The organism is Acinetobacter sp. C32I, from assembly GCF_023702715.1.
In the GTDB taxonomy this organism is placed as follows: Bacteria; Pseudomonadota; Gammaproteobacteria; order Pseudomonadales; family Moraxellaceae; genus Acinetobacter.
The window spans coordinates 3049124-3072780 of sequence record NZ_CP098480.1; the positions used below are offsets into that span (position 1 = coordinate 3049124).

18 protein-coding genes, 2 tRNA genes, 3 rRNA genes and 1 pseudogene are annotated in these 23657 nt (G+C 42.1%); 13 read left to right on the top strand and 11 right to left on the bottom strand.

What is annotated here, in order from left to right; all coding sequences use genetic code 11:
- Positions 1–7 precede the first annotated feature (7 nt).
- The gene (locus NDN13_RS14530) at positions 8–1306 is read left to right on the top strand and encodes a lytic murein transglycosylase (protein WP_251115964.1); all 1299 of its coding nucleotides are present in this window, start codon (positions 8–10) and stop codon (positions 1304–1306) included.
- A gap of 58 nt (positions 1307–1364) precedes the next feature.
- Here NDN13_RS14530 and NDN13_RS14535 read toward each other — a convergent pair whose 3' ends face one another.
- The 5 genes from NDN13_RS14535 to NDN13_RS14555 all read right to left on the bottom strand — a co-directional run bounded on the left by NDN13_RS14535 (position 1365) and on the right by NDN13_RS14555 (position 5778).
- Positions 1365–1748, bottom strand: coding sequence for a hypothetical protein (locus NDN13_RS14535; RefSeq protein WP_167539957.1), 384 nt, complete (start codon positions 1746–1748; stop codon positions 1365–1367).
- A gap of 119 nt (positions 1749–1867) precedes the next feature.
- Positions 1868–2776 carry a matrixin family metalloprotease gene (locus tag NDN13_RS14540; protein WP_251115965.1) on the bottom strand — a complete coding sequence of 303 codons (909 nt, stop codon included), beginning with the start codon at positions 2774–2776 and terminating at the stop codon, positions 1868–1870.
- A gap of 387 nt (positions 2777–3163) precedes the next feature.
- On the bottom strand, positions 3164–4075 hold the full coding sequence (locus NDN13_RS14545) for a matrixin family metalloprotease (protein ID WP_251115966.1): 912 nt from the start codon (positions 4073–4075) through the stop codon (positions 3164–3166).
- A gap of 381 nt (positions 4076–4456) precedes the next feature.
- Positions 4457–5365: a matrixin family metalloprotease gene (locus tag NDN13_RS14550; protein ID WP_251115967.1), complete on the bottom strand. Its 909-nt coding sequence runs from the start codon at positions 5363–5365 to the stop codon at positions 4457–4459.
- Positions 5362–5778: a hypothetical protein gene (locus NDN13_RS14555; protein ID WP_251115968.1), complete on the bottom strand. Its 417-nt coding sequence runs from the start codon at positions 5776–5778 to the stop codon at positions 5362–5364. Before NDN13_RS14555 ends, NDN13_RS14550 begins: the two co-directional genes overlap by 4 nt.
- Before the next feature lie 205 nt (positions 5779–5983).
- On the opposite strand from NDN13_RS14555, the gene NDN13_RS14560 reads away from it, so the two are divergent.
- Entirely contained in the window at positions 5984–6859 is an 876-nt protein-coding gene (locus NDN13_RS14560) for an MBL fold metallo-hydrolase (protein WP_251115969.1), read from the top strand.
- Positions 6860–6912: 53 nt separating this feature from the next.
- Here NDN13_RS14560 and dnaK read toward each other — a convergent pair whose 3' ends face one another.
- The 3 genes and pseudogenes from dnaK to NDN13_RS14575 form a co-directional block, all read right to left on the bottom strand.
- On the bottom strand, positions 6913–8856 hold the full coding sequence (gene dnaK, locus NDN13_RS14565) for a molecular chaperone DnaK (RefSeq protein ID WP_251115970.1): 1944 nt from the start codon (positions 8854–8856) through the stop codon (positions 6913–6915).
- 150 nt (positions 8857–9006) lie between these two features.
- The gene (grpE, locus tag NDN13_RS14570) at positions 9007–9552 is read right to left on the bottom strand and encodes a nucleotide exchange factor GrpE (RefSeq protein ID WP_251115971.1); all 546 of its coding nucleotides are present in this window, start codon (positions 9550–9552) and stop codon (positions 9007–9009) included.
- A 95-nt stretch (positions 9553–9647) separates the two neighbouring features.
- Positions 9648–10606: pseudogene (locus tag NDN13_RS14575) on the bottom strand (LysR family transcriptional regulator).
- Between the two features lie 107 nt (positions 10607–10713).
- Between NDN13_RS14575 and NDN13_RS14580 the strand changes: the two are divergent.
- From NDN13_RS14580 to NDN13_RS14630, 11 genes are all read left to right on the top strand, one after another.
- Positions 10714–11568 (top strand): MBL fold metallo-hydrolase, encoded by an 855-nt coding sequence (locus NDN13_RS14580; RefSeq protein ID WP_251115973.1) that lies wholly within the window; start codon positions 10714–10716, stop codon positions 11566–11568.
- A gap of 388 nt (positions 11569–11956) precedes the next feature.
- Positions 11957–12196 carry a hypothetical protein gene (locus tag NDN13_RS14585; protein ID WP_251115974.1) on the top strand — a complete coding sequence of 80 codons (240 nt, stop codon included), beginning with the start codon at positions 11957–11959 and terminating at the stop codon, positions 12194–12196.
- A 359-nt stretch (positions 12197–12555) separates the two neighbouring features.
- Complete coding sequence (locus tag NDN13_RS14590) at positions 12556–13626, top strand: alpha/beta hydrolase (protein WP_251115975.1); 1071 nt, start codon at positions 12556–12558, stop codon at positions 13624–13626.
- Between the two features lie 133 nt (positions 13627–13759).
- Positions 13760–14317, top strand: coding sequence for a peptidylprolyl isomerase (locus NDN13_RS14595; protein WP_251115976.1), 558 nt, complete (start codon positions 13760–13762; stop codon positions 14315–14317).
- Positions 14318–14739: 422 nt separating this feature from the next.
- Positions 14740–16277 (top strand): 16S ribosomal RNA (locus NDN13_RS14600).
- Positions 16278–16336: 59 nt separating this feature from the next.
- Positions 16337–16413 (top strand) — tRNA-Ile (locus NDN13_RS14605).
- 55 nt (positions 16414–16468) lie between these two features.
- Positions 16469–16544, top strand: a tRNA-Ala gene (locus NDN13_RS14610).
- A 438-nt stretch (positions 16545–16982) separates the two neighbouring features.
- Positions 16983–19875, top strand: a 23S ribosomal RNA gene (locus NDN13_RS14615).
- 158 nt (positions 19876–20033) lie between these two features.
- A 5S ribosomal RNA gene (gene rrf, locus NDN13_RS14620) occupies positions 20034–20148 on the top strand.
- Together the 16S, 23S and 5S rRNA genes with 2 tRNA genes alongside form the textbook arrangement of a ribosomal RNA operon.
- A gap of 114 nt (positions 20149–20262) precedes the next feature.
- Entirely contained in the window at positions 20263–20946 is a 684-nt protein-coding gene (locus tag NDN13_RS14625) for a dihydrodipicolinate reductase C-terminal domain-containing protein (protein ID WP_251115977.1), read from the top strand.
- Positions 20947–21066: 120 nt separating this feature from the next.
- Positions 21067–21792, top strand: a complete 726-nt coding sequence (locus NDN13_RS14630) for an AAA family ATPase (protein WP_251115978.1) — start codon at positions 21067–21069, stop codon at positions 21790–21792.
- 198 nt (positions 21793–21990) lie between these two features.
- Here the strand turns inward: NDN13_RS14630 and NDN13_RS14635 are convergent, their stop codons facing one another.
- From NDN13_RS14635 to lspA, 3 genes are all read right to left on the bottom strand, one after another.
- Positions 21991–22533 carry an NADPH-dependent FMN reductase gene (locus tag NDN13_RS14635; protein ID WP_251115979.1) on the bottom strand — a complete coding sequence of 181 codons (543 nt, stop codon included), beginning with the start codon at positions 22531–22533 and terminating at the stop codon, positions 21991–21993.
- A gap of 107 nt (positions 22534–22640) precedes the next feature.
- Positions 22641–23123, bottom strand: coding sequence for an FKBP-type peptidyl-prolyl cis-trans isomerase (locus tag NDN13_RS14640; protein ID WP_004801732.1), 483 nt, complete (start codon positions 23121–23123; stop codon positions 22641–22643).
- A 1-nt stretch (position 23124) separates the two neighbouring features.
- The gene (gene lspA, locus NDN13_RS14645) at positions 23125–23655 is read right to left on the bottom strand and encodes a signal peptidase II (protein ID WP_251118243.1); all 531 of its coding nucleotides are present in this window, start codon (positions 23653–23655) and stop codon (positions 23125–23127) included.
- Positions 23656–23657 lie beyond the last annotated feature (2 nt).

The following is a 23657-nucleotide window of genomic DNA, read 5'->3' on the forward strand; positions in this document are numbered from 1 at the left end:
TTCAGTCATGAAACGTCATTTTTCTTTTTTTCTAGGCACTGCCTTATTTACTTTTTTCAATCAGGCGCATGCTGAGCTTGTGATTAACGGTGCAACGGTTTCGACACCCACCACAACAGCAGCTGTGGCCAGTCGTAATTATACGCCAAATTCCAATTTTCAGGGTTGTATCGCCAATTTACGTTCACAGGCGATTGCATCGGGTGTATCAGGCGCAACCTATGATCGTTATACCCAAAATTTAACCCCAGATTATTCGGTGATTGATAAATTAAATTATCAGCCTGAATTTTCGACCCCAATCTGGGATTATTTGTCCGGTCTTGTGGATAACGAACGCGTACAGGCAGGACAACAAAAACTCACACAACACCGTGCAGTTTTGAACCGAGTGGAACAGGCCTATGGTGTACCTGCTGAAACAGTGGTTGCCGTATGGGGTGTGGAAAGTAATTATGGTGATATTTCGGGTAAATATCCTTTATTACAAGCACTCGGTACTTTAAGTTGTGAAGGTCGTCGTCAAAGTTATTTCCGTGGTGAGTTTTTTGCCACCATGCGTATTTTGCAACGTGGCGATTTAACCCAAGATCAGTTGTATGGTTCATGGGCAGGGGCTTTTGGTCATACTCAATTTATGCCATCGACCTATGAACGTCTTGCGGTTGATTTTGATGGCGATGGCCGCCGTGATTTGGTTTCAAGCACTACCGATGCCTTGGCTTCGACTGCAAACTTCTTAAAGCGTGCTGGCTGGCAAACAGGTATGCCATGGGGCTTTGAGGTTAAAATCCCACAAGGTATGTCAATCTCTGGTGAAAGCCGTCGTAATAAAAAACCACTGAATAGCTGGATTGCACAAGGCCTAACCCGTGCGGATGGGACTGCCTTGATTCAAGGCAATTTATCAGGCAGCACACCAGCAGGACTCATGTCACCAGCAGGTGCTAATGGTCCTTTGTTCTTGGTGTTTAAAAACTTTGATGCGATTTATAGCTATAACGCAGCTGAAAGCTATGGTTTAGCCATTGCGCATTTATCTGATCGTTTACGTGGTGGCACGCCATTTTTAACCACTTGGCCGACTGATGATGCAGGTACATCCCGTGCTGAACGTCGTGAAATTCAACAGTTCTTAGTGCAGCGTGGTTATGATATTGGTGCTGTTGATGGTTTGATTGGTGATAAAAGCCGTCAAGCTATTCGCCAGGAACAGAGCCGTTTGGGTTTAAATCAGACTGGGCGTGCAGGGCAACAGATTTTACGTGCTTTCCGTCAGGAACAGGCCAAGCAAATGATGCAATAAAGCGGTTTCGATAAAACAAAAAGGTCTGCTTAATGCAGACCTTTTTTATCTTTCAGTTTTATGGTGCTGCGTCTAATTTCACGGCCTCTAAAATATCAAAAATCACCGCGGTCACATCTTGGCTTAAATCACGATCATTAAAGATCTCAAAAGCGGTGATGGTGACATCGGTATCGCTTGGGAGTTGTTTCTGTTCTTCTTCAATCAAGTGTTCAATCGGCAAAAGCGTCTGTTTAACTTCTAAATGCAGAATCTCGTCATATGCCACATTTTCATCTTCAAGCTCGATTTCTTGCTCATTGAAATAAGGAATTAAAATAGAGTGCAGATATGGGCTAATATCTTGAATATCCAAGAGTTCGACATCACGAGTTTGTTCAATCGTACTGATGTGGTCGTTCACTTCAATTAAGATATGATAATAACTCATGCTGATCTCCATTAAGGCTAAGATGATGTTTTAACACCACAATAACATGAATAAATCAAAACAATCGACCCATTCTTGTTATTGCTTAGCAGATCATCTTATATTCATCTAGCATGCGTTATGATCTGCTTTTAATCAGCCAAACCGAGTAACTTGAGATCTGTATCCGTTAGCTGGAAATCTTTGGCATCTTGATCTTTAATCCGTGGATACATTAAAGACTTCGGATCACGAGTGTGTTTGAGGCCCAAAGCATGACCAAATTCATGTGCTAAAGTTAAACGTAGATCATCGATTGAAGAGAACTCATAAATAAAAATCTGTTTTCCATCAAATTGGCCTTTGTGTAGTACTTCAGGCTTAAAGGTTTCATTAAACTCATTCACAGAAGCACTTAATTGCTGATGAATCTGCTTTGATTTTTCAGCCTGTTGCTGATTTTGCTGAACTTTATGATTGTATTCAGTGATCTTGGCTTGCAACTTCTGAGCTTGTTGCTGTAATTGCTGCTGCTGTTTTTGTAAGGCAATGAACAGTGCTTTATTACTGCTGTCTGCCTTATATTGAGCTAAGCCTTGTTGATATTGCTGAGCTTGGTTTTCATAAGCTTGCTTTTGACGCTCAAGTTGGGCGCTACTTTCAGCTAAGTCAGTGTTAACTTTTTGCAACTGCTCATTTCGGTTTACCCAATTCTGTTGTTCCTGCTCAAGTTGACCTAAGCTTTCAGAACGTTTCATACTGCGAATTTGGCGCTGATCAAATACCAGATGAATGGCAAATTCAGCTTCAGGGTCATACACGAAATATTTTTGACCGGTGTTTTTTTCCCAAATTGCTGCTGCTTGCTGACTTAAGTCGACCATTTGCTGTTGATCAATATTCAAACGTGGGTCGAGTTCAGCGATACGATAGCGCAAAGGCTGTTCTGTGCTATAGCGCACCTGTGACTGTGCCGAGGCCGTTGAGGAAATTTGAGCAAAAGCCGTGACTGGGGCTAGCACGCTAAAACATGTAGCCAAAAGGAGAGATAAAAGACGCATAATAGGAGATAAAACATGAAAGAGGTCACATTTTAAGCGAAAAAAAACAGTAGTCAAATTGATGTAATAGGATGTAGCTTATGAGTTTTAACGATATTTCCGTAAAATGAATAAAAATACATTTGTAGACATATAGCGAAAAAATCGTGATAAAAAAACAAAAATTGTTTATTAAATGATCTAAAACCGACATCAGAACAATTGTTTATTTTTTATTTTAAATCGGCTTGATCCATAGAAATTGCTCGAAACATTTAGAAAAGATATTTTTTTTCAGCTCAAAAAATACATTCTATTTCACGTAAAATATTTATCTATTTGTACAAAAACTATACTCAAAGTCTAGTGATTGTTAATTCTTGTAAAGCATTTTGACCTGAAATCAGTTTAATAAATGGCTTTTACAAGGTCTTTATCCGAATCGGTAAGTGCAAATTGCTGCAGGTTTTGTTTTTGGATGACAGGGTACATCAGTGAACTTGGATCATTGGTATGTTCTAAGCCAAGCGCATGCCCAAACTCGTGAGCCAGGGTGAAACGGAGGTCATTGATTGAAGAAAATTCATAAATCAGAATCTGTTTGCCGTTGAAATGGCCTTTATGGAATAAGTGGGGCTGAAACACTTGATTAAATTGACTTGCTGACGCAACCAGTTGTTGATTGTTCTGATTTAAACTCTGGATACGTTGATTGAGTTGTTGGGTACGTTGATTGTGTTCTTGAACTTCCTGCTGCAGTGCCAAAGACTGTTGTTGTAATGCTTTTTGTCTTTGTGAAAATTGTTGTGCCAAGTCTTTGGAACTGGAACGGCTTTGATTGAAGCGCTGTACTTCTGCATTATAGTGCTGGAATTGGGCAGCGAGTTGAGCCTGTTTAGTGGCAATCAAAGCGGTCGTTTTTTGGATTTCATCTTTGGCCTGTTTTAATTGTTGATTCAGCGTTTCCCATTGCTTTTGCTGCTGTTTCAGTTGATCCAAGCCTTGTAGTCGCTCAGCACTGCGTTGTTGACGCTCATCAAAGACTAAATGAATGCTAAATTCGGCTTGCGGGTCATAAATGAAATTTTGTTGTCCTGTTTCTTGTTCCCATAGTGTGGCAGCTTGTTGGGTCAACTCAAGTACTTGTTGCTGGCTTAAATTAAAGCGTGGATCAATGTCTGCGATACGATAATGCACGATTTTTTTTGGGCTTGCGTGTTGGTGTGCATCCAATGAATGGGTATTGCTTTGCGCATTGCTGAATTGAGATATGCCCATGCTTAAACAAGCGATCAAACATGCTAGAGAATGAACTCGCATTGTGAAATCTCCCCAAAATAAAAACTTATTTTTGATCATTATTTTGTGGGCGTCAAAATGCTATGTAGTTAATAAATAAAATGAAAAAGTGTGATTTTTTTCTAATAAATAAAAAAATGAATCGAATGATTTACACAATCAAAAAATGATGTTTTTGTTGTTTTTTTAAGCATAATTCAAAAAATATCAACAGATTAAATCAACAGTCATAAACGTTTCAGGGTTCAATGCAAAAAAATCGACCTATTGTTAACTTTTGTAAATTTTTTCTGAAAGCGGCAAGTTTTTGACTTTTCAGTGAATAATTGTTTGATTGTGACATTTATAGTCCATCCAGTTTTGAGTTATTTTGGAGATATCTGAGCTCGGCAGGGACAAAGACTATCTTGTCTGTAATAGCGCACGATCGGCTTGAGTCAGACGAAAATGAGCAGCATTTTGTTCTTTCATGATTGGATACATCAGGGCTTGAGCATCTTCAGCGTGGGCTAAGCCCAATGCGTGGCCGAACTCGTGAGCCAGTGTTAAACGTAGATCATCCTCTGATTCGAATTCATAAATAAAGATCTGTTTGCCATTAAATAAGCCTTTGTGAAATAAGTGGGGTTTAAAGCGCTGTTTATATTGGCTCACCGAGGCATTGAGTTGTTGGTCTAAAGCATTGAGTTCATCGACTTGCTGATTTAATTGAGCAATCTTCTGATTATATTGGTTAATTTCCTGCTGCAAGGTTTGCACATTTTGCTCTAGGTCTCGCTGGCGTTGCTGAAAATAGTCCGAATTGGCAAATGAGCTTGGATGCTGTCGTGCATTTTGTTGTTCTTGATTATAGTGTTGGATTTGCTGATTCAGTTGTTGTTGTTTTAAATCCAAAAATTGCTTGCTCTGTATAATTTCCTGTTCGATTTGATCCAGTTGTTGTTTTTTCTCTTGCCAATGTTGTTGATTCGATGTGAGTTGGCTTAAATGTTCTCGGCGTTGCTCACTTTCGATTTGGCGTTCATCATAAATCAGGTGAATGGCGAGTTGGGCATTGGGATCATAGACAAAATAATCCTGTCCAGTACCATCTTGCCAGATTTGGGTGGCTTGCTGGCTGATGCTTTTGACTTGTTCAATACTGAGCTTAAAGCGCGGATCGACTTCGGCAATCCGGTAACGCAGACGCGTGTCCATTGGATGGGTAATGCGATCTGTCAATGAGTTAAATTTGAGTTGCGGGTGTTGATGCGTTTGATAGCCTGACCAAAGCAGAAATAGCACCAATACAACAAGGAGGAAGAATTTCATTCGTTATTTTTGGAAAATAGCGGTTGATAGAGGCTTGGCATCACTAAAATTCCCCAGATCAGTGTAGAGAGAATATTGCCTAACTCATAAAAAATAGCACCAAACCCAGAGATGAATGTCGAAGAATAGCTTGGTAACAGATAAATAAGTAACAGGGGGAAAAAACTATAGACATAAAGTTTTCTTGCCCATTGTTTAAATAGCAGTAAGCCGATAAATACAATAACAAAACCAACGGTCAGTATGCCTGAGATGACAAGTTCCCAGTTCTGTGGTTCTGTTGCTAATAGTTCATTAATTGCAATCGATGTTTCATCGTATGCATCAAATATTGCACCTATAAAAATACTAAGCAGCGAAACAATAAATATTAATCTAAATTGGGTTTTGCTGATAACGGGATCGGTTTTCATTTTTCATCTAGCGATCATTTTTTTAATACTTGGGATTATACCGAAAATAATTTCATGTGTATCAAGCCAATCTTGTGGTATTCAACTCGATTTGCTCAAGGTTTAGGTTTAGTATTTTAGAGAGGACTCACTCATACACGGATCATATCGTGGATGAGGCAATTCATTCAGACTGACAATTAAAACAAAGTGCAAAGGAATATGCATGCTGAAATATTTACTCAAAGCACCTGAGGCTGTCTGGGCTGCGACTTCGCCCGCACCAGCAAAGGCAGAAAATCTAAAAATTAAATATCTGGGGACTGCAGGGTTTATTCTGTCTGATAATAATCGAAGCTTAGTGCTTGATCCTTTTATTAGCCGCCCAAGTCTTTGGCAGACCTTTACTCAGCCTTTATCTAGCGATCCCGCATTGGTTAAACACTATATCCCTGATGCGGATGAGGTGTTGATTGGACATGCGCATTATGACCATATTCTGGATGCCGCAGAAGTGTGTAAACAAACAGGTGCTCGCCTGATTGGTTCACAAGCCAGTGTGATGTATGGGCGTTCCGCAGGCTTGCCTGAGCAACAGATGCAAGCCACACAGGGCAGGGAAGTGATTCACTGCGGTTCTTGGCAAGTGATTGGCTTGCCTTCAATCCATGGCAAAGCCTTGTTTGGTCGTGTGCCATTGCCAGGAGATATGACCGTACCACCACCGTATCCACCAAAATTTCATCAGTTACGGCATGGTTTGGTGTTGAACTGGTGGATTGATACAGGCCAGCTGTGTGTTGTTCACATTGATTCTGCTGATTTTATTGAGCAAGAGTTGCAGGGTAAACACGCTGATATTGTGTGTTTGTGTGCAATCGGACGCAAATATCGTCCAAACTATGTCAAAGATGTAGTGCGATTACTGAGGCCTAAATACATTATTCCATGCCATTGGGATAGCATGGTGACGCCGATTGATGACGTTCCTCAGTTGTTGCCTGGGGTGAATATTCCTGAGTTTATTGAAGAAATAAAAGCGTGTGGCGTTATACCTTTGTTTATGCCAATTTTGGGCGAACTTTATTTTGAACAAAAATGATTCATCTTAAAATAAAAAACCGCGCTTTCGCGCGGTCTTTTTAAAGAGACAAATTATTTCTTGTCATCTTTTACTTCTGTGAACTCAGCATCTACAACGCCATCATCCGCTTTCTGTTGTTGACCAGCATCGCCACCTTGGAATGCATTTGGATCAAAACCTTCTGCGCCGCCAGCACCTTGTGCTTGTTCATAAGCACGTTGAGTGATTGGCATCAAGATGTTTTGTAAAGCTTCAGTTTTCGCTTTGATGTCTTCAACATCATTTTCTTTCGTTGCTGCTTCAAGCTCAGAAACAGCAGTTGTGATCGCAGTTTTTTCATCTTCAGTGACTTTGTCACCAAGATCTTTTACTGCTTTCGTCGAGCTAGAAACGAGCGCATCTGCTTCGTTACGTGCTTTCGCTAACTCTTCAAACTTGCGATCTTCTTCAGCATTTGCTTCAGCATCTTTGATCATTGCATCGATTTCAGCATCAGACAAACCTGAGTTTGCTTTGATCTGGATTGATTGCTCTTTACCCGTGCTCTTATCTTTTGCAGATACTTTCAAGATACCATCCGCGTTGATGTCGAACGATACTTCAATTTGCGGTACGCCACGTGGAGCAGGTGGGATATCGCCTAATTGGAAGTTACCCAACAATTTGTTTTGTTGAGCCATCTTACGTTCACCTTGGTAAACCGAAATGTCTACGGCAGGCTGATTGTCAGCAGCGGTAGAGAACACTTGTGATTTCTTCGCAGGAATCGTGGTGTTTTTCTCAATGATCGGAGTCAATACGCCGCCCATTGTTTCGATACCTAAAGTTAAAGGTGTTACGTCTAATAAAAGTACGTCAGTTTTGTCACCAGACAATACCGCACCTTGAATCGCTGCACCAATCGCAACTGCTTCGTCAGGGTTCACGTCTTTACGTGGCTCTTTACCGAAGAATTCTTGTACTTTTTGTTGTACAAGTGGCATACGAGACTGACCACCCACTAAAATTACGTCAGAGATGTCAGAAGTCGAAAGACCCGCATCTTTAAGCGCAATACGGCAAGGCTCAATCGTACGAGCAACTAAGTCAGCAACCAAACCTTCAAGTTTTGCACGTGTTACGTTGATCACTAAGTGTTTAGGACCAGTCGCATCAGCCGTGATGTATGGAAGGTTGATTTCAGTCGCGTTAGATGAAGAAAGCTCGATTTTTGCTTTTTCAGCAGCTTCTTTCAAACGTTGTAACGCAAGTGGATCATTTTTCAAGTTCACACTTTGTTCTTTCTTGAATTCTTCAACCAAGAATTCAATTAAAGCGTTATCAAAGTCTTCACCACCAAGGAAAGTATCACCATTTGTTGATAACACTTCGATTTGTTGGTCGCCATCAAGGTCAGCGATTTCAATGATTGATACGTCGAATGTACCACCACCTAAGTCGTAAACTGCAATTTTACGATCGCCTTCTTTTTTGTCCATACCGAACGCAAGTGCCGCAGCAGTTGGTTCGTTGATGATACGTTTAACATCAAGACCAGCAATTTTACCTGCGTCTTTAGTCGCTTGACGCTGTGCATCGTTAAAGTAAGCAGGAACAGTAATTACTGCTTCAGTTACTGTTTCACCTAAATAGTCTTCTGCAGTTTTCTTCATCTTTTTCAAGATTTCAGCAGAGATCTGTTGTGGTGCTAATTTTTTATCGTTTACTTCAACCCAAGCATCGCCATTGTCCGCTTTGATGATTTTATAAGGGACAAGACCGATATCTTTTTGTACTGCTTGATCTTCATAACGACGACCAATTAAACGCTTGATTGCGAATAATGTGTTTTTCGGGTTGGTTACCGCTTGACGTTTCGCGCTTTGGCCCACAAGGATCTCGCCATCTTTATATGCGATGATCGATGGAGTTGTACGTGCGCCTTCTGCGTTTTCGATTACTTTTACTTTATCGCCTTCAAGTACAGCAACACATGAGTTGGTAGTACCTAAGTCAATACCAATAATTTTTGCCATTGATTGTGTTCCTCTAAAATTTTGTTGCAATGTTTTGCTTGTTATTCGATATGAGAGTCAATTGGTATTTTTCAAGCATTTTTATGAAAAAAAATCAAAAAACTCTCAAATTTCTGCACTTTTGAGCAAATAAACGCTTTGCTACTTGGATTATTGACCTACCATCACCATCGCTGGGCGGAGTAGGCGACCATTTAAGGTATAACCCTTCTGTAAAACAGTGCCAATTTGGTTGGCTTTGGCATTTGGATCGATCCCAACCGCTTGGTGTAAATCTGCATTGAAGCCATTTTGGGTATCCGCTTCAAGCACGCCAAATTTTTCCAGTGTGGTCAGTAATGATTTCAGGGTTAGCTTGACGCCTTCAAGCACAGGCGTTTCTTCTTCGCCAGCTGCTTGAATTGCACGTTCAAGGTTATCGACAGAATCCAGTAATTCTTTTGCAAATTTTTCTAGCACGGTATCTTTGTGCTTTTCAGATTCGCGTTGAATACGCTCGACACTCTTCTGCGCTTCATAAACAGCATTGGCAGTACGTGCTTTTTCTAATTTCAAGCTTTCTTCAAGTTTTGTGATTTGCGCTTGTAAATCTTCAACGCTAAGCTCGTTTGCCTGCTCTACACCTTCAGCTTGAGTTTGTTCAGCCTGTTGCTCATTTTGAATGTCTTGAGCTTGCTCATTGTGCTCATTAGCCATTGATGATCTCCGTTGAAAAAGGTTCTTAAACATGTACAGTCCTTTTTGGCGTGAATGCTCATAGGGTTAAACCCGAACTGCCACATCTTGGTCATTCATAGATAGGGATGAAGTATGGGCAAGCCGACAAAATTCAAGCGTTCAGGTCGATTTAAATCTTTTAATTTTGCTGATCTAAGTAAAAATTTAAGTTTTCAATCACAAAAGCAATAAATTCTTGGGTGATTTTGGGTAAATGTTGTCTAGATGCATAGACTAGGGACAAGGTCAGATCGGGTGCAGCAAAATCTGTAAATACCTGTTGCAAACGCTGTTGCGCAATATCTTTACGCACCAATAATGTTGGCAGCATGGCAATCCCTTGGGCTTTAAGACACATTTGATAAAGTGCAATCACATCATTGCTTTTAAACGTAACATTTAATGGATAGTTCTGTGGTTGCTGATCTGTATCAAACAAGGTCCAGTACTGGTTATGGGTATGATGGGCAATGCATTCATGTTGGATCAACTGGCTGGGATGTAACAGGGGAGTGTGGTCTTGTAAGTAATGTGGATGTGCGCAAAAGGTGGATTCAATTTGACAGACTGGGCGGGCAATCAGTCCATCTGCAACTTTCTGGGTAATCCTCAAAGCAAGATCCACATGAGCATCCATCAGGTCGACCGTATTTTCAGTTAAATAGACATCAAAATGAATTTGTGGATAGCGTTTCTTAAATTGCTTAATGCATTCATTCACGCCCAATTGAAACAGAAACAAGCCGCAGGTAAAACGAATCGTGCCACTATGTTGTTCTGGTGCGGCCAAAGCTTCGAGCAGGTGTTGCTGCTGTAAAATATTTTCGCAGTAGACCAGCGCTTTCTCACCCGCAGGGGTGAGTGACACTTTACGGGTATTGCGTTGAAATAGACGCGTCGAGAAGGTTTGTTCAAGGTGTTCTAAATAACGTGACACCATGGCTTTAGAATAATCCAGATGTTCGGCTGCTTTGCTCAGATTGCCTTGATGCGCAATACAGACAAAGACTTGAATGGCTTTTAAGGTATCCATGTTTATTATCATTGTTGCAAGATATGCAACATTTTATCTTAATTTAGTGTGTTTATTCAGCAATAATTGCAATTTAAAGTGTTCCTTATCAAATTGGAGACGATAAGATGAATACCAAACCTTATATCATTGCTTTATCCACTTTAGCAGCAACATCTGCGGCTTTTGCACAAGACTTAAAAATCCAGAACTTTTTGGCTCAACCTGAACATTTTGGTGTGACTTCGACCTTGATTGAAGGCGATAAAGAAGTGTTATTGGTGAATGCACAATTCTCTAAATCAGAAGCATTGCGTATTGCGGCCGATATTTTAGATAGCGGCAAAACCTTAAAAACCATTTTTGTCAGCTATGGCGATCCAGACTTCTATTTTGGTTTAGATGTGTTTAAGCAATACTTCCCGAATGTGCAAGTGATTGCGACCCCTGAAACAGTGAAGCATATTCAGGATACGCAAGCGTTGAAAGTACAGTATTGGGGACCAAAAATGGGAGCCAATGCACCGAGCAAGATTATTGTTCCACAAGCGTATACGGCTAAAACCTTAAAATTAGAAAATGAAAATATCGAAATCAAAGGTAAGAAAGAACTGACTTATTTATGGATTCCGAGTGCCAAAGCTGTGGTTGGTGGTATTCCAGTATCATCAGGTATTCATCTGTGGACTGCGGATACCCCAACAGTCAAAGATCGTGCAGAAGTGGTACAGACTTTAGAGAGCATCAAAGCCTTAAATCCACAAGTGGTAGTACCTGCACATATGAAAGCAGGCGCAGCGGAAGGTCTTGATGCGGTGAATTTTTCGATTGACTATTTAAAGCAGTATGAAAAAGCGGTAAAAGCCAGCAAAAATTCAGCTGAATTAATTGGAATTATGCAAAAGCAGTATCCAACTTTAGGTGAGTCGAGCAGTTTAGAGTTGGGCGCCAAAGTGGTGAAAGGTGAGATGCAATGGCCTTAAACCAAGCCAAATAAATGGAAAAGCCGTGATGATGAGTCACGGTTTTTTATGGCTGCTACATTTATTTTTAATCAAAATTATTCAATTGTAATCTTTTAAGCAGATTGTACGGTGTTTCTATGAATTATAAAAAAATAAGATAATCGCTTTTTAACTGCAAAAATAAAGCTAAAAATCGTGAAATTACTTTAACTTTAATGCTTTAGCGATTTTGCATGTTTTTTTTAATATGTGAAATATGAAAAGAGTTGATTTAAGAAAAATTGCAAAATAGAGCGGCTTACATAACAAACTGCAACTAATCCGCATCACGTTCGAGAAAAAAATTGTGAATCATAGGCATCGCAAAGACAACTTTGCTTTTTGTCATAATGAAAGGAAATACGAAATGAAAAAGTTAGCATTGATTTCTGCGGTTGTAGCTGGTGTTGCATTAACAGCTGTAGGTTGCTCAACTCAAGGTGGTTTAGACGCGTCTGGCTCAGCTCAAACAACAGGTGCAAGCCCTGCTGGTGTACAAGGTGGTGTTGGCGTACAAGCTGGTTCATCAGTTGATGTTCAATCTGGTGGCGCTTCTGCGGATGTATCTGGCTCAGTTTCTGGTTCAGCAGGTACGACAGCTCAATAATTTTTAGAATGAAGTTAGCTTCGCATAAGATTAAACACACGATGCCGCATGCAATCTTACTAATGTACTGCTATACATTGCGCGAAGTTAACTTAATTCATAAAACGGACACTTTTAGAGTGCTATAGACTAGAACGAATTTATTCGTTCTAGTTTTATCGTTTTAACAATCTCATGTTAAAACAGCATTTAATTGACATAAAAAGTAGCTGTGAATAAGCACTATGGTTAATGACTTTTTGATAATAGCCCTTTAGCGTACGACATATTTTTCAAATCTTGAACTTGATCTAAGACTTTAGAAAAGCATATAGTCGAAGACAACAAGAATTATGGACAGAGCGAAGAAGGGGACAGAAGTGACAGCATTACCTCAGAAAATTCAAATAATTTTAGACAAAGGGCAAGGCCCCGCTGCACGAGCGCTAGATAAGCTCCCCAAAATCGTACAAGAGTCTCTCGCTAAGCTTCTCGCTTATCCACACCAATATCCAGATTTAGATTCTTTTACCAAATGTCTGATGGCCGTCCAAATTAAACAAGGGCGCATTGGCTTTATTGGGGATGATCCAATTGAGTCTCGCCGTCAGTTTGATGCGCAAATGTTGGCAATTATCAATAAACCGACTTCAATTGACTCGGTTGAGGACATTCGCCTTCCACTACAAAGCGGTACAGTCTTTGCCAGACATTATCATCCTGCGCCCAATAAAAAATTGCCAATGATTGTGTTCTATCATGGTGGTGGTTTTGTGGTGGGTGGTTTGGATACCCATGACGAAGCCTGTCGTCTGATTGCCAAGTATGCAAAAGTACAGGTCTTAAGTATTGATTACCCACTTGCACCAGAAGCATCACCACAACTGTTGATCAAATCATGTGAAGATGCTTTGGCATGGGTGTATCAAAATCGCCGTCAATTGAAAATCTATAAAAACCGAATTGCGGTTGCAGGGGATAGTGCAGGGGGCAATATCAGTACCACGGTTGCGCAACATTCTGTAGGTAAGGCCTACGCACCTCAAGCACAATTATTGATTTATCCCGTGGTTGATTTCAAAAGCCGCCATCCTTCTTTCTATGCCTATGGAGAGGGCTTGGTGTTGACCAGTAAAGATGTGGATTATGTGACTGACTATTATGCAACACAGCATGATGTTGCATTAGATGATCCATTAATCTCACCAACCTATGGCAGTCTTAGAAAGTTAGCACCAGCCTATGTGATTACTGCCGGGCATGACCTACTGCATGATGAGGGTGCAATCTATAGCCATAAGCTAAGACAAAACGGGGTGAAAGTTCAATACGTGGATTACCCAGATCAGACTCACGGCTTTATTAACCTCACGCCAGTCTCAAGTAAGGCCAAACGCAATACCATTGAAGTTGCCAAAAACTTTAGAAAGTTTTGGGATAAACATAGTTAATAATGTCCGAACCGATGTTTCACGTGAAACATCGGTTTTTTGTTTTAAAGATAACAAATAGAAATAGCAAAATAGCATCAGCAAAATTAAGATGAGCGTTCACAACAAATCTATGATCAAGCCGAGAAAAGCAATGATGAAAAAGTTGTTCATGACAACAGGTTTAATTTTGGCAAGCAGCCATTTATTTGCAAATACCATGGTTGATATGAAAACCAGTATGGGCAACATCGAAATCGAACTTTTTGATGATAAAGCACCTGTATCTGCAAAAAACTTTGAAAGCTATGTAAAAAGCAACTTCTATACAGGCACGATCTTTCATCGCGTGATTCCTGGCTTTATGGTGCAGGGCGGTGGTTTAGATGCCAATATGGTTGAGAAGGCAACCAAAGCACCAATCGTAAATGAGGCGAGCAATGGTTTGAAGAACACGCGTGGTACTTTGGCCATGGCACGTACCAGTAACCCGAACTCTGCAAGCAGTCAATTCTTTATTAATGTCGCAGATAATAACTTTTTAAATAAGTCGCCGATGGATGCAGGTTATGCCGTATTTGGTAAAGTGACCAAAGGGATGGATATTGTCGATAAGATCGTAAATGTGCCGACAGCTAACTATGGAATGCATCAAAATGTTCCGAAACAACCCGTTAAAATTATCAGTGTACAGATAAAGAACAGTAAGTAAAAAACAAAGCAGAAATATGTATAAAATATTTCTGCTTTAATTTTATGTGCTTACGAGAATTGTGCTGCTTTGTTAAACAGGTTTGTGTGTAAAAAAAGAACACTCGATAAAACAAGGGTTTAAAAAAGCTTGCACCCTAAAAAAAATCTCCTATAATGCACTCATCCCGACGCGATGAAGCAAAAATAACTTAGCTTTACTGGTTAAGTTGTTAAATATTTATTGCGTTGATTTGCCGCTGACGAGGTGGTAAAAAGATCATTAAGAGAATAGAAGAACAACTTGTGTGGATTTTTACTAGTTGATCAATCGAAAATATTTCATTGATTGAAGAGTAGAAATTTCTCGAAGTTTATTTGAGCGAATTTTTAGTCAGAAAATTGATGAGCCAAGATTTGTAGCCATAAGCTACTAATGATTTTAAACTGAAGAGTTTGATCATGGCTCAGATTGAACGCTGGCGGCAGGCTTAACACATGCAAGTCGAGCGGGGAAGGGTAGCTTGCTACCTAACCTAGCGGCGGACGGGTGAGTAATGCTTAGGAATCTGCCATTTAGTGGGGGACAACATTCCGAAAGGAATGCTAATACCGCATACGTCCTACGGGAGAAAGCAGGGGATCTTCGGACCTTGCGCTAAATGATGAGCCTAAGTCGGATTAGCTAGTTGGTGGGGTAAAGGCCTACCAAGGCGACGATCTGTAGCGGGTCTGAGAGGATGATCCGCCACACTGGGACTGAGACACGGCCCAGACTCCTACGGGAGGCAGCAGTGGGGAATATTGGACAATGGGCGGAAGCCTGATCCAGCCATGCCGCGTGTGTGAAGAAGGCCTTTTGGTTGTAAAGCACTTTAAGCGAGGAGGAGGCTACTTAGATTAATACTCTAGGATAGTGGACGTTACTCGCAGAATAAGCACCGGCTAACTCTGTGCCAGCAGCCGCGGTAATACAGAGGGTGCGAGCGTTAATCGGATTTACTGGGCGTAAAGCGTGCGTAGGCGGCTTTTTAAGTCGGATGTGAAATCCCCGAGCTTAACTTGGGAATTGCATTCGATACTGGGAAGCTAGAGTATGGGAGAGGATGGTAGAATTCCAGGTGTAGCGGTGAAATGCGTAGAGATCTGGAGGAATACCGATGGCGAAGGCAGCCATCTGGCCTAATACTGACGCTGAGGTACGAAAGCATGGGGAGCAAACAGGATTAGATACCCTGGTAGTCCATGCCGTAAACGATGTCTACTAGCCGTTGGGGCCTTTGAGGCTTTAGTGGCGCAGCTAACGCGATAAGTAGACCGCCTGGGGAGTACGGTCGCAAGACTAAAACTCAAATGAATTGACGGGGGCCCGCACAAGCGGTGGAGCATGTGGTTTAATTCGATGCAACGCGAAGAACCTTACCTGGCCTTGACATACTAGAAACTTTCCAGAGATGGATTGGTGCCTTCGGGAATCTAGATACAGGTGCTGCATGGCTGTCGTCAGCTCGTGTCGTGAGATGTTGGGTTAAGTCCCGCAACGAGCGCAACCCTTTTCCTTATTTGCCAGCGAGTAATGTCGGGAACTTTAAGGATACTGCCAGTGACAAACTGGAGGAAGGCGGGGACGACGTCAAGTCATCATGGCCCTTACGGCCAGGGCTACACACGTGCTACAATGGTCGGTACAAAGGGTTGCTACCTAGCGATAGGATGCTAATCTCAAAAAGCCGATCGTAGTCCGGATTGGAGTCTGCAACTCGACTCCATGAAGTCGGAATCGCTAGTAATCGCGGATCAGAATGCCGCGGTGAATACGTTCCCGGGCCTTGTACACACCGCCCGTCACACCATGGGAGTTTGTTGCACCAGAAGTAGGTAGTCTAACCGCAAGGAGGACGCTTACCACGGTGTGGCCGATGACTGGGGTGAAGTCGTAACAAGGTAGCCGTAGGGGAACCTGCGGCTGGATCACCTCCTTAACGAAAGATTGGTGACTGGTAAGAATCCACAACAAGTTGTTCTTCGAAGATGTATCTGAGGGTCTGTAGCTCAGTTGGTTAGAGCACACGCTTGATAAGCGTGGGGTCACAAGTTCAAGTCTTGTCAGACCCACCAAATCTGATTGCAGTAGCTTGGATTGAAAGATATGTCGTTCATTAAGTGATAAGCTGGGGACTTAGCTTAGTTGGTAGAGCGCCTGCTTTGCACGCAGGAGGTCAGGAGTTCGACTCTCCTAGTCTCCACCAAATTCGAGGGTAAACAAAGCAACGCTTTGTCCGAGAATTTAAGCAAACAGCTATGCTGTGCGCAGGCACACATAGGATGTAGCTTGAAGCTAAGAAGATTATAGAGTTTAGTGAATACAGTCCAAGTTGACTGGTTTATTAATCTCTGTGATTTATCACAGTTTACTACTCACCGACGAGGTGGTAGTTAATCATTAACAGATTAGAAAATTGAGTCTGAAATAAATTGTTCAAACTCGATTAGATATAAGCTTAACAAGCAATTGTTAAGAAGATATTTAATCTGAGAACTAGCAAAAACACTGAATCAAGCGTTTTGGTATATGAATTTAGATTGAAGCTGTATGGTGATTAAGTTCACAGACAACAAACCAGTGGCAATTAAGTTTGCAACGATAACACTCACTTGTATGTGTTAACGACTGTTTGGGGTTGTATAGTCAAGTAATTAAGTGCATGTGGTGGATGCCTTGGCAGTCAGAGGCGATGAAAGACGTGATAGCCTGCGAAAAGCTCCGGGGAGGCGGCAAATATCCTTTGATCCGGAGATTTCTGAATGGGGGAACCCACCCGCTATAAGGCGGGTATCATAAGCTGAATACATAGGCTTATGAAGCGAACGAGGGGAAGTGAAACATCTCAGTACCCTTAGGAAAAGAAATCAATTGAGATTCCCTTAGTAGCGGCGAGCGAACGGGGAGCAGCCCATTAAGTTGTGTGTGTTCTAGTGGAACGCTCTGGGAAGTGCGAACGTAGAGGGTGATATTCCCGTACACGAAAGGGCACACACAATGATGACGAGTAGGGCGAGGCACGTGAAACCTTGTCTGAATATGGGGGGACCATCCTCCAAGGCTAAATACTCCTGACTGACCGATAGTGAACCAGTACCGTGAGGGAAAGGCGAAAAGAACCCCTGTGAGGGGAGTGAAATAGATCCTGAAACCGCATGCATACAAGCAGTGGGAGCCGACTTGTTCGGTGACTGCGTACCTTTTGTATAATGGGTCAGCGACTTATATTCAGTAGCAAGGTTAACCGCATAGGGGAGCCGTAGAGAAATCGAGTCTTAATAGGGCGTTTAGTTGCTGGGTATAGACCCGAAACCAGGCGATCTATCCATGAGCAGGTTGAAGGTTGGGTAACACTAACTGGAGGACCGAACCCACTGTCGTTGAAAAGCCAGGGGATGACTTGTGGATAGGGGTGAAAGGCTAATCAAGCCTGGTGATAGCTGGTTCTCCCCGAAAGCTATTTAGGTAGCGCCTCGGACGAATACCATTGGGGGTAGAGCACTGTTTCGGCTAGGGGGTCATCCCGACTTACCAAACCGATGCAAACTCCGAATACCAATGAGTACTATCCGGGAGACAGACTGCGGGTGCTAACGTCCGTAGTCAAGAGGAAAACAATCCAGACCGCCAGCTAAGGCCCCAAAATCATAGTTAAGTGGGAAACGATGTGGGAAGGCATAGACAGCTAGGAGGTTGGCTTAGAAGCAGCCACCCTTTAAAGAAAGCGTAATAGCTCACTAGTCGAGTCGGCCTGCGCGGAAGATGTAACGGGGCTAAAACTATGTGCCGAAGCTGCGGATTTACGCATTAGCGTAAGTGGTAGGGGAGCGTTCTGTAAGCCGATGAAGGTGTATTGAGAAGTATGCTGGAGGTATCAGAAGTGCGAATGCTGACGTGAGTAACGACAAAACGGGTGAAAAACCCGTTCGCTGAAAGACCAAGGGTTCCAGTCCAACGTTAATCGGGGCTGGGTGAGTCGACCCCTAAGGCGAGGCCGAGAGGCGTAGTCGATGGGAAATTGGTTAATATTCCAATACTTCTGTGTAATGCGATGAGAGGACGGAGAAGGTTAAGTCAGCCTGGCGTTGGTTGTCCAGGTGGAAGGTTGTAGGCATGCATCTTAGGCAAATCCGGGGTGCTCTATGCTGAGAGCTGATAGCAAGCTGTACTTGTACAGTGAAGTGGCTGATACCATGCTTCCAGGAAAAGTCTCTAAGCTTCAGTTACACAGGAATCGTACCCGAAACCGACACAGGTGGTCAGGTCGAGTAGACCAAAGCGCTTGAGAGAACTCTGCTGAAGGAACTAGGCAAAATGGTACCGTAACTTCGGGAGAAGGTACGCTGCTGACGGTGATGGGACTTGCTCCCTGAGCTATTGGCAGCCACAGAAACCAGGCCGCTGCAACTGTTTATTAAAAACATAGCACTCTGCAAACACGAAAGTGGACGTATAGGGTGTGATGCCTGCCCGGTGCTGGAAGGTTAATTGATGGGGTTAGCGTAAGCGAAGCTCTTGATCGAAGCCCCAGTAAACGGCGGCCGTAACTATAACGGTCCTAAGGTAGCGAAATTCCTTGTCGGGTAAGTTCCGACCTGCACGAATGGCATAATGATGGCGGCGCTGTCTCCAGCAGAGGCTCAGTGAAATCGAAATCGCTGTGAAGATGCAGTGTACCCGCGGCTAGACGGAAAGACCCCGTGAACCTTTACTGCAGCTTGACATTGAACTTTGACCTTACTTGTGTAGGATAGGTGGGAGGCTTTGAAGTACGAACGCTAGTTTGTATGGAGCCGTCCTTGAAATACCACCCTGGTAATGTTGAGGTTCTAACTCTGCCCCGTAATCCGGGGCGAGGACCATGTCTGGTGGGTAGTTTGACTGGGGCGGTCTCCTCCTAAAGAGTAACGGAGGAGTACGAAGGTGCGCTCAGCGTGGTCGGAAATCACGCGTAGAGTATAAAGGCAAAAGCGCGCTTAACTGCGAGACCCACAAGTCGAGCAGGTACGAAAGTAGGTCTTAGTGATCCGGTGGTTCTGTATGGAAGGGCCATCGCTCAACGGATAAAAGGTACTCTGGGGATAACAGGCTGATACCGCCCAAGAGTTCATATCGACGGCGGTGTTTGGCACCTCGATGTCGGCTCATCTCATCCTGGGGCTGAAGCAGGTCCCAAGGGTATGGCTGTTCGCCATTTAAAGAGGTACGCGAGCTGGGTTTAGAACGTCGTGAGACAGTTCGGTCCCTATCTACCGTGGGCGCTGGAAATTTGAGAGGATCTGCTCCTAGTACGAGAGGACCAGAGTGGACGAACCTCTGGTGTACCGGTTGTGACGCCAGTCGCATCGCCGGGTAGCTATGTTCGGAAGGGATAACCGCTGAAAGCATCTAAGCGGGAAGCCTACCTCAAGATAAGATTTCCCTAGGAATTTATTCCTCTAAAGAGCCGTTCGAGACTAGGACGTTGATAGGTTGGGTGTGGAAGCACGGTGACGTGTGAAGCTGACCAATACTAATTGCTCGTGAGGCTTGACTATACAACACCCAAACAGTTGTTGTATTCAAGATAAATTCAATACATAACTTGATTTAGTGTGAAATCTAGTTACAATACAGACCAATTATCTAATCCGTTAATAACTCTTTCGGTACTAAGTGGCAAAAAATGTAAGACCACCCAAAACCAAAACAGTTTGCTGGCGACAATAGCAAGAGTGAACCACCTGATCCCTTCCCGAACTCAGAAGTGAAACCTCTTAGCGCTGATGGTAGTGTGGCACTTGCCATGTGAGAGTAAGTCATCGCCAGCTTTTAAATCTAAACACCCCCAACCTAACTGGTTGGGGGTGTTTTTTATTGCGTGAAAGAAAATAGGTAGTGGGAAATAGATTAAAATAAAGAAAATCTTCTACAAATCTTAATTTATGGCAAACGTATATATTATTGGTTCTGGTAAATTAGCGAATGAATTACTCAAAGGACTGGATTTTAATCAAGAATATAAAGTCTTCGCTTGGGCTGATCGAAATAATAATGAAGCTGAGATAGCGATTGTCGTACATGTGGGTTCTGGCAGAGAGCTAAAAGAGGCCATTTCTTATTGTAAACAAACAGGTTCTACGCTTATTGAGCTATCAACGGATATTGATTACAAGCAAGATTATTTGGATATTCCAGTCGTTTTATGCCCAAATACCAATATATTAATGCTTAAATTTATAAGTATGATTGAAAAAAGTGGGCAAAATTTCAGCCAATATCAAGTAAGTATCATTGAATCTCATCAAGCCAATAAAACCTCTGTACCTGGAACAGCGGTGGCGATGGCCAAGTCACTCAGTATGCAGGATGATGTAATCGAATCCGTACGTGATGTGAAAAGACAACAGTTTGAGCTTGGGATTCCTGAACAAAATCTAGCTCGACATGCATATCATCGTATTCAAATATCAGATGATAAATCGTGTTCAATTGTTTTGGAAACAAAGGTTTTAGGTGATTCACCATATGTAGATGGGGTTAAAGACATTATTTGTGCTGTAGGGAACAATCACTTAGAAAAACGGTTATATGATGTCATGGAGCTCATTGATAATCATTGGATTTAGATAAGGTCTGAAGAAATCATTTTTTAGTAATACGACAGCCTAAGACGTTTATCAATGAATGAAGGTATTTTTCAAAGATAAAATCTAGCATGCTATAACAAATCGTTTTGCCAATATTTTATGCAAGAAAGACCCTATATTCGAGCTGTGAAGTTTAAAGCACCTGAGTCCTTGGATTGGGCCAGTTATCCTTATGTCGTTCCTGCCGTTAATGATCTAGAAAGTATTGAGTTCCATCCAGAGGTAACCTTCTTTGTTGGAGAAAATGGTTCAGGAAAGTCGACCATTCTTGAAGCTTTAGCGCTTGCTTTGGGTTTTTCAGAAGAAGGTGGAACACGGAATGTACAATTAAATACTGCAACAACGGCTTCTGATTTGCATCAGGCGATTCGAACGATAAAGAGCTATAAGAAGCCCCAAGATTATTACTTTCTGCGTGCAGAGAGCTTCTATAACGTTGCAACCTATATGAAGCAAGTGGACTATTTGGTGGAGTATGGGGGAGATATACATTTGCGCTCGCATGGAGAGGCTTTCTTAAAATTATTAACAATGAAATTAAAAGGGAAAGGTTTATATCTTTTAGATGAGCCAGAAGCCGCCTTGTCTCCAACAATGTTGATGACAACCTTATCTGTTTTGGATCGTTTATGTCGGGAGCAATCTCAATTTATTATTGCCACCCATTCTCCCATTTTATTGGCTTATCCAAATGCCAAAATTTATCAATTTTCGGATTCAGGGATTAAACAAATATCTTATGAAGAAACAGAGCATTTTCGGGTAACAAAGGATTTTTTAAATAATTATCAAAAGAGAATCCAGCAGTTGTTAGAGAAAGAATAGATAAAAAGAAGCCCCATCATCCTGACGGGGCTTCTTCATATTCAGTTTATGTCGTTGATATCCTATTAACGACCACGTCCTGTGTGTTTTATTATTCTCAATGAGACTTCCTGTCTCTCTATGCTATATATATTAGCGATCAAGTCGAAAGTGGAATAGACGTAAATCGACCTAATCAGCGTACGCTTAGGCGTACAACTAAGCGATATGATATTTCTGTAATTTGGTAACGAGAGCCGCTAATCCTTTCACTTCAAACTCATTGGCTTCAAAGTTCTCGTCTTTATTACGTTTAAAGATGTCGCGAATTTCAATCACTGCATTGGGATCAACTAGACCTAAGCTAGAGGTCACTTGGCGAATTTGACTGATTGAACGTGAGCCATTGGTTGAACCATAACCGATAAAGGCTGCAGGTTTACCTTGCCATTCTTTACCCACATAATCCAAGGCATTCTTCAATGCTGGACTATAGCCATGGTTATATTCAGGGCTAATGAAGATAAATGCCTGCGCCTGCGCAATTTTATCTGCCCATTGCTGTTGTTTCGGTTGATCATAGATGCCTGTTGCCGGTGGATGAGAACCCGCAAAGAGCGGTAAGTCCCATTCCTTAAGATCAACAACTTCGGTTTGAATATCTTTTAATGCGAGTTCAGTGGTTGCTTGCTGCACCCAATTGGCGATTTTGATCGCTGTACGACCTTCCCGAACACTACCAACAATAATATAAATCAGCATGTTTAAATTCCTATGTGTTATTGCTTTGATTTTAAAAATGAATGCCTTTTAATGATCTTATACTTTTTTTAGGCGATAAAAAAAGCTCTCATTTGAGAGCTTTTTTGTTACATCAATTTGATGCCTTGCTGGCCTGCTGGGGTGACTTTGAAGATTTCCACTTCAAAAGTAATATTTTTGCCTGCCAGTGGATGATTAAAATCAATCTCTGTGATGTCATCATTGACTGATTTTACGATGCCAAACAAAGTTGCTTTGGCCTTATCTTCAAATTCAATCATATGACCCACAATTGGGCGTTGCTCAAATTTAACCGTATCGAAGGTCTGAATATTTTCAGGATTCCAAGGACCAAAGGAATCTTCTGGTGGTAAATGTACGGTACGACGGTCGCCTGCACGTAAACCAAATAATGCCTTTTCGAACCCTGGCAGCAAGTTACCATCGCCAATCACGAGGCTGACAGGTTCTTCACGACCACGGGTATTGTCGATTTCAACACCATTTTCAATAGAGACTGAAAAGTGTAATTCGACTTTTGAGCCTTCTTGAATACGAATTTCTTCGTTTGGTTGAATAATTTCAGTCATGTTATGCATCCGCGTTTTGGTTGCGTTTCTTCTCAAGGAAGAAGGTATCAATCAGCAGTAAAATCGTGCCTAGGGTAATTGAGCTATCCGCAAGGTTGAAGGCTGGGAAATGGCTGTTTTGATAATAAACATGAATAAAATCGACCACATAGCCTAAGCTAACACGATCAATCAAATTGCCAATTGCACCACCGAGAATCAATGCAATCGCCATCGGTAACACGATCATTTTCTTTGGCATACGCATTAGCCAGAAAATGAAAATGAGTGATACCATACCTGCTAAAGAGGTAAAGAAGTAGCGTTGCCAGCCACCTGCATCCGACAAAAAGCTGAATGCTGCACCATAGTTATGCAACAGCGTCCAATTTAAAAAGGGCAGTACAGGAACAGGATCTGCATAATTTAAATGTGAACTGGCAATCCATTTGGTCCATTGGTCCAGCACAATGGCAAGGACTGAAAGTCCAAGCCAAAGCAGGTTATGCGGATAAAATTGGAATAAGCCTTTTTTTGCTGGGCTAGTTTGCACAG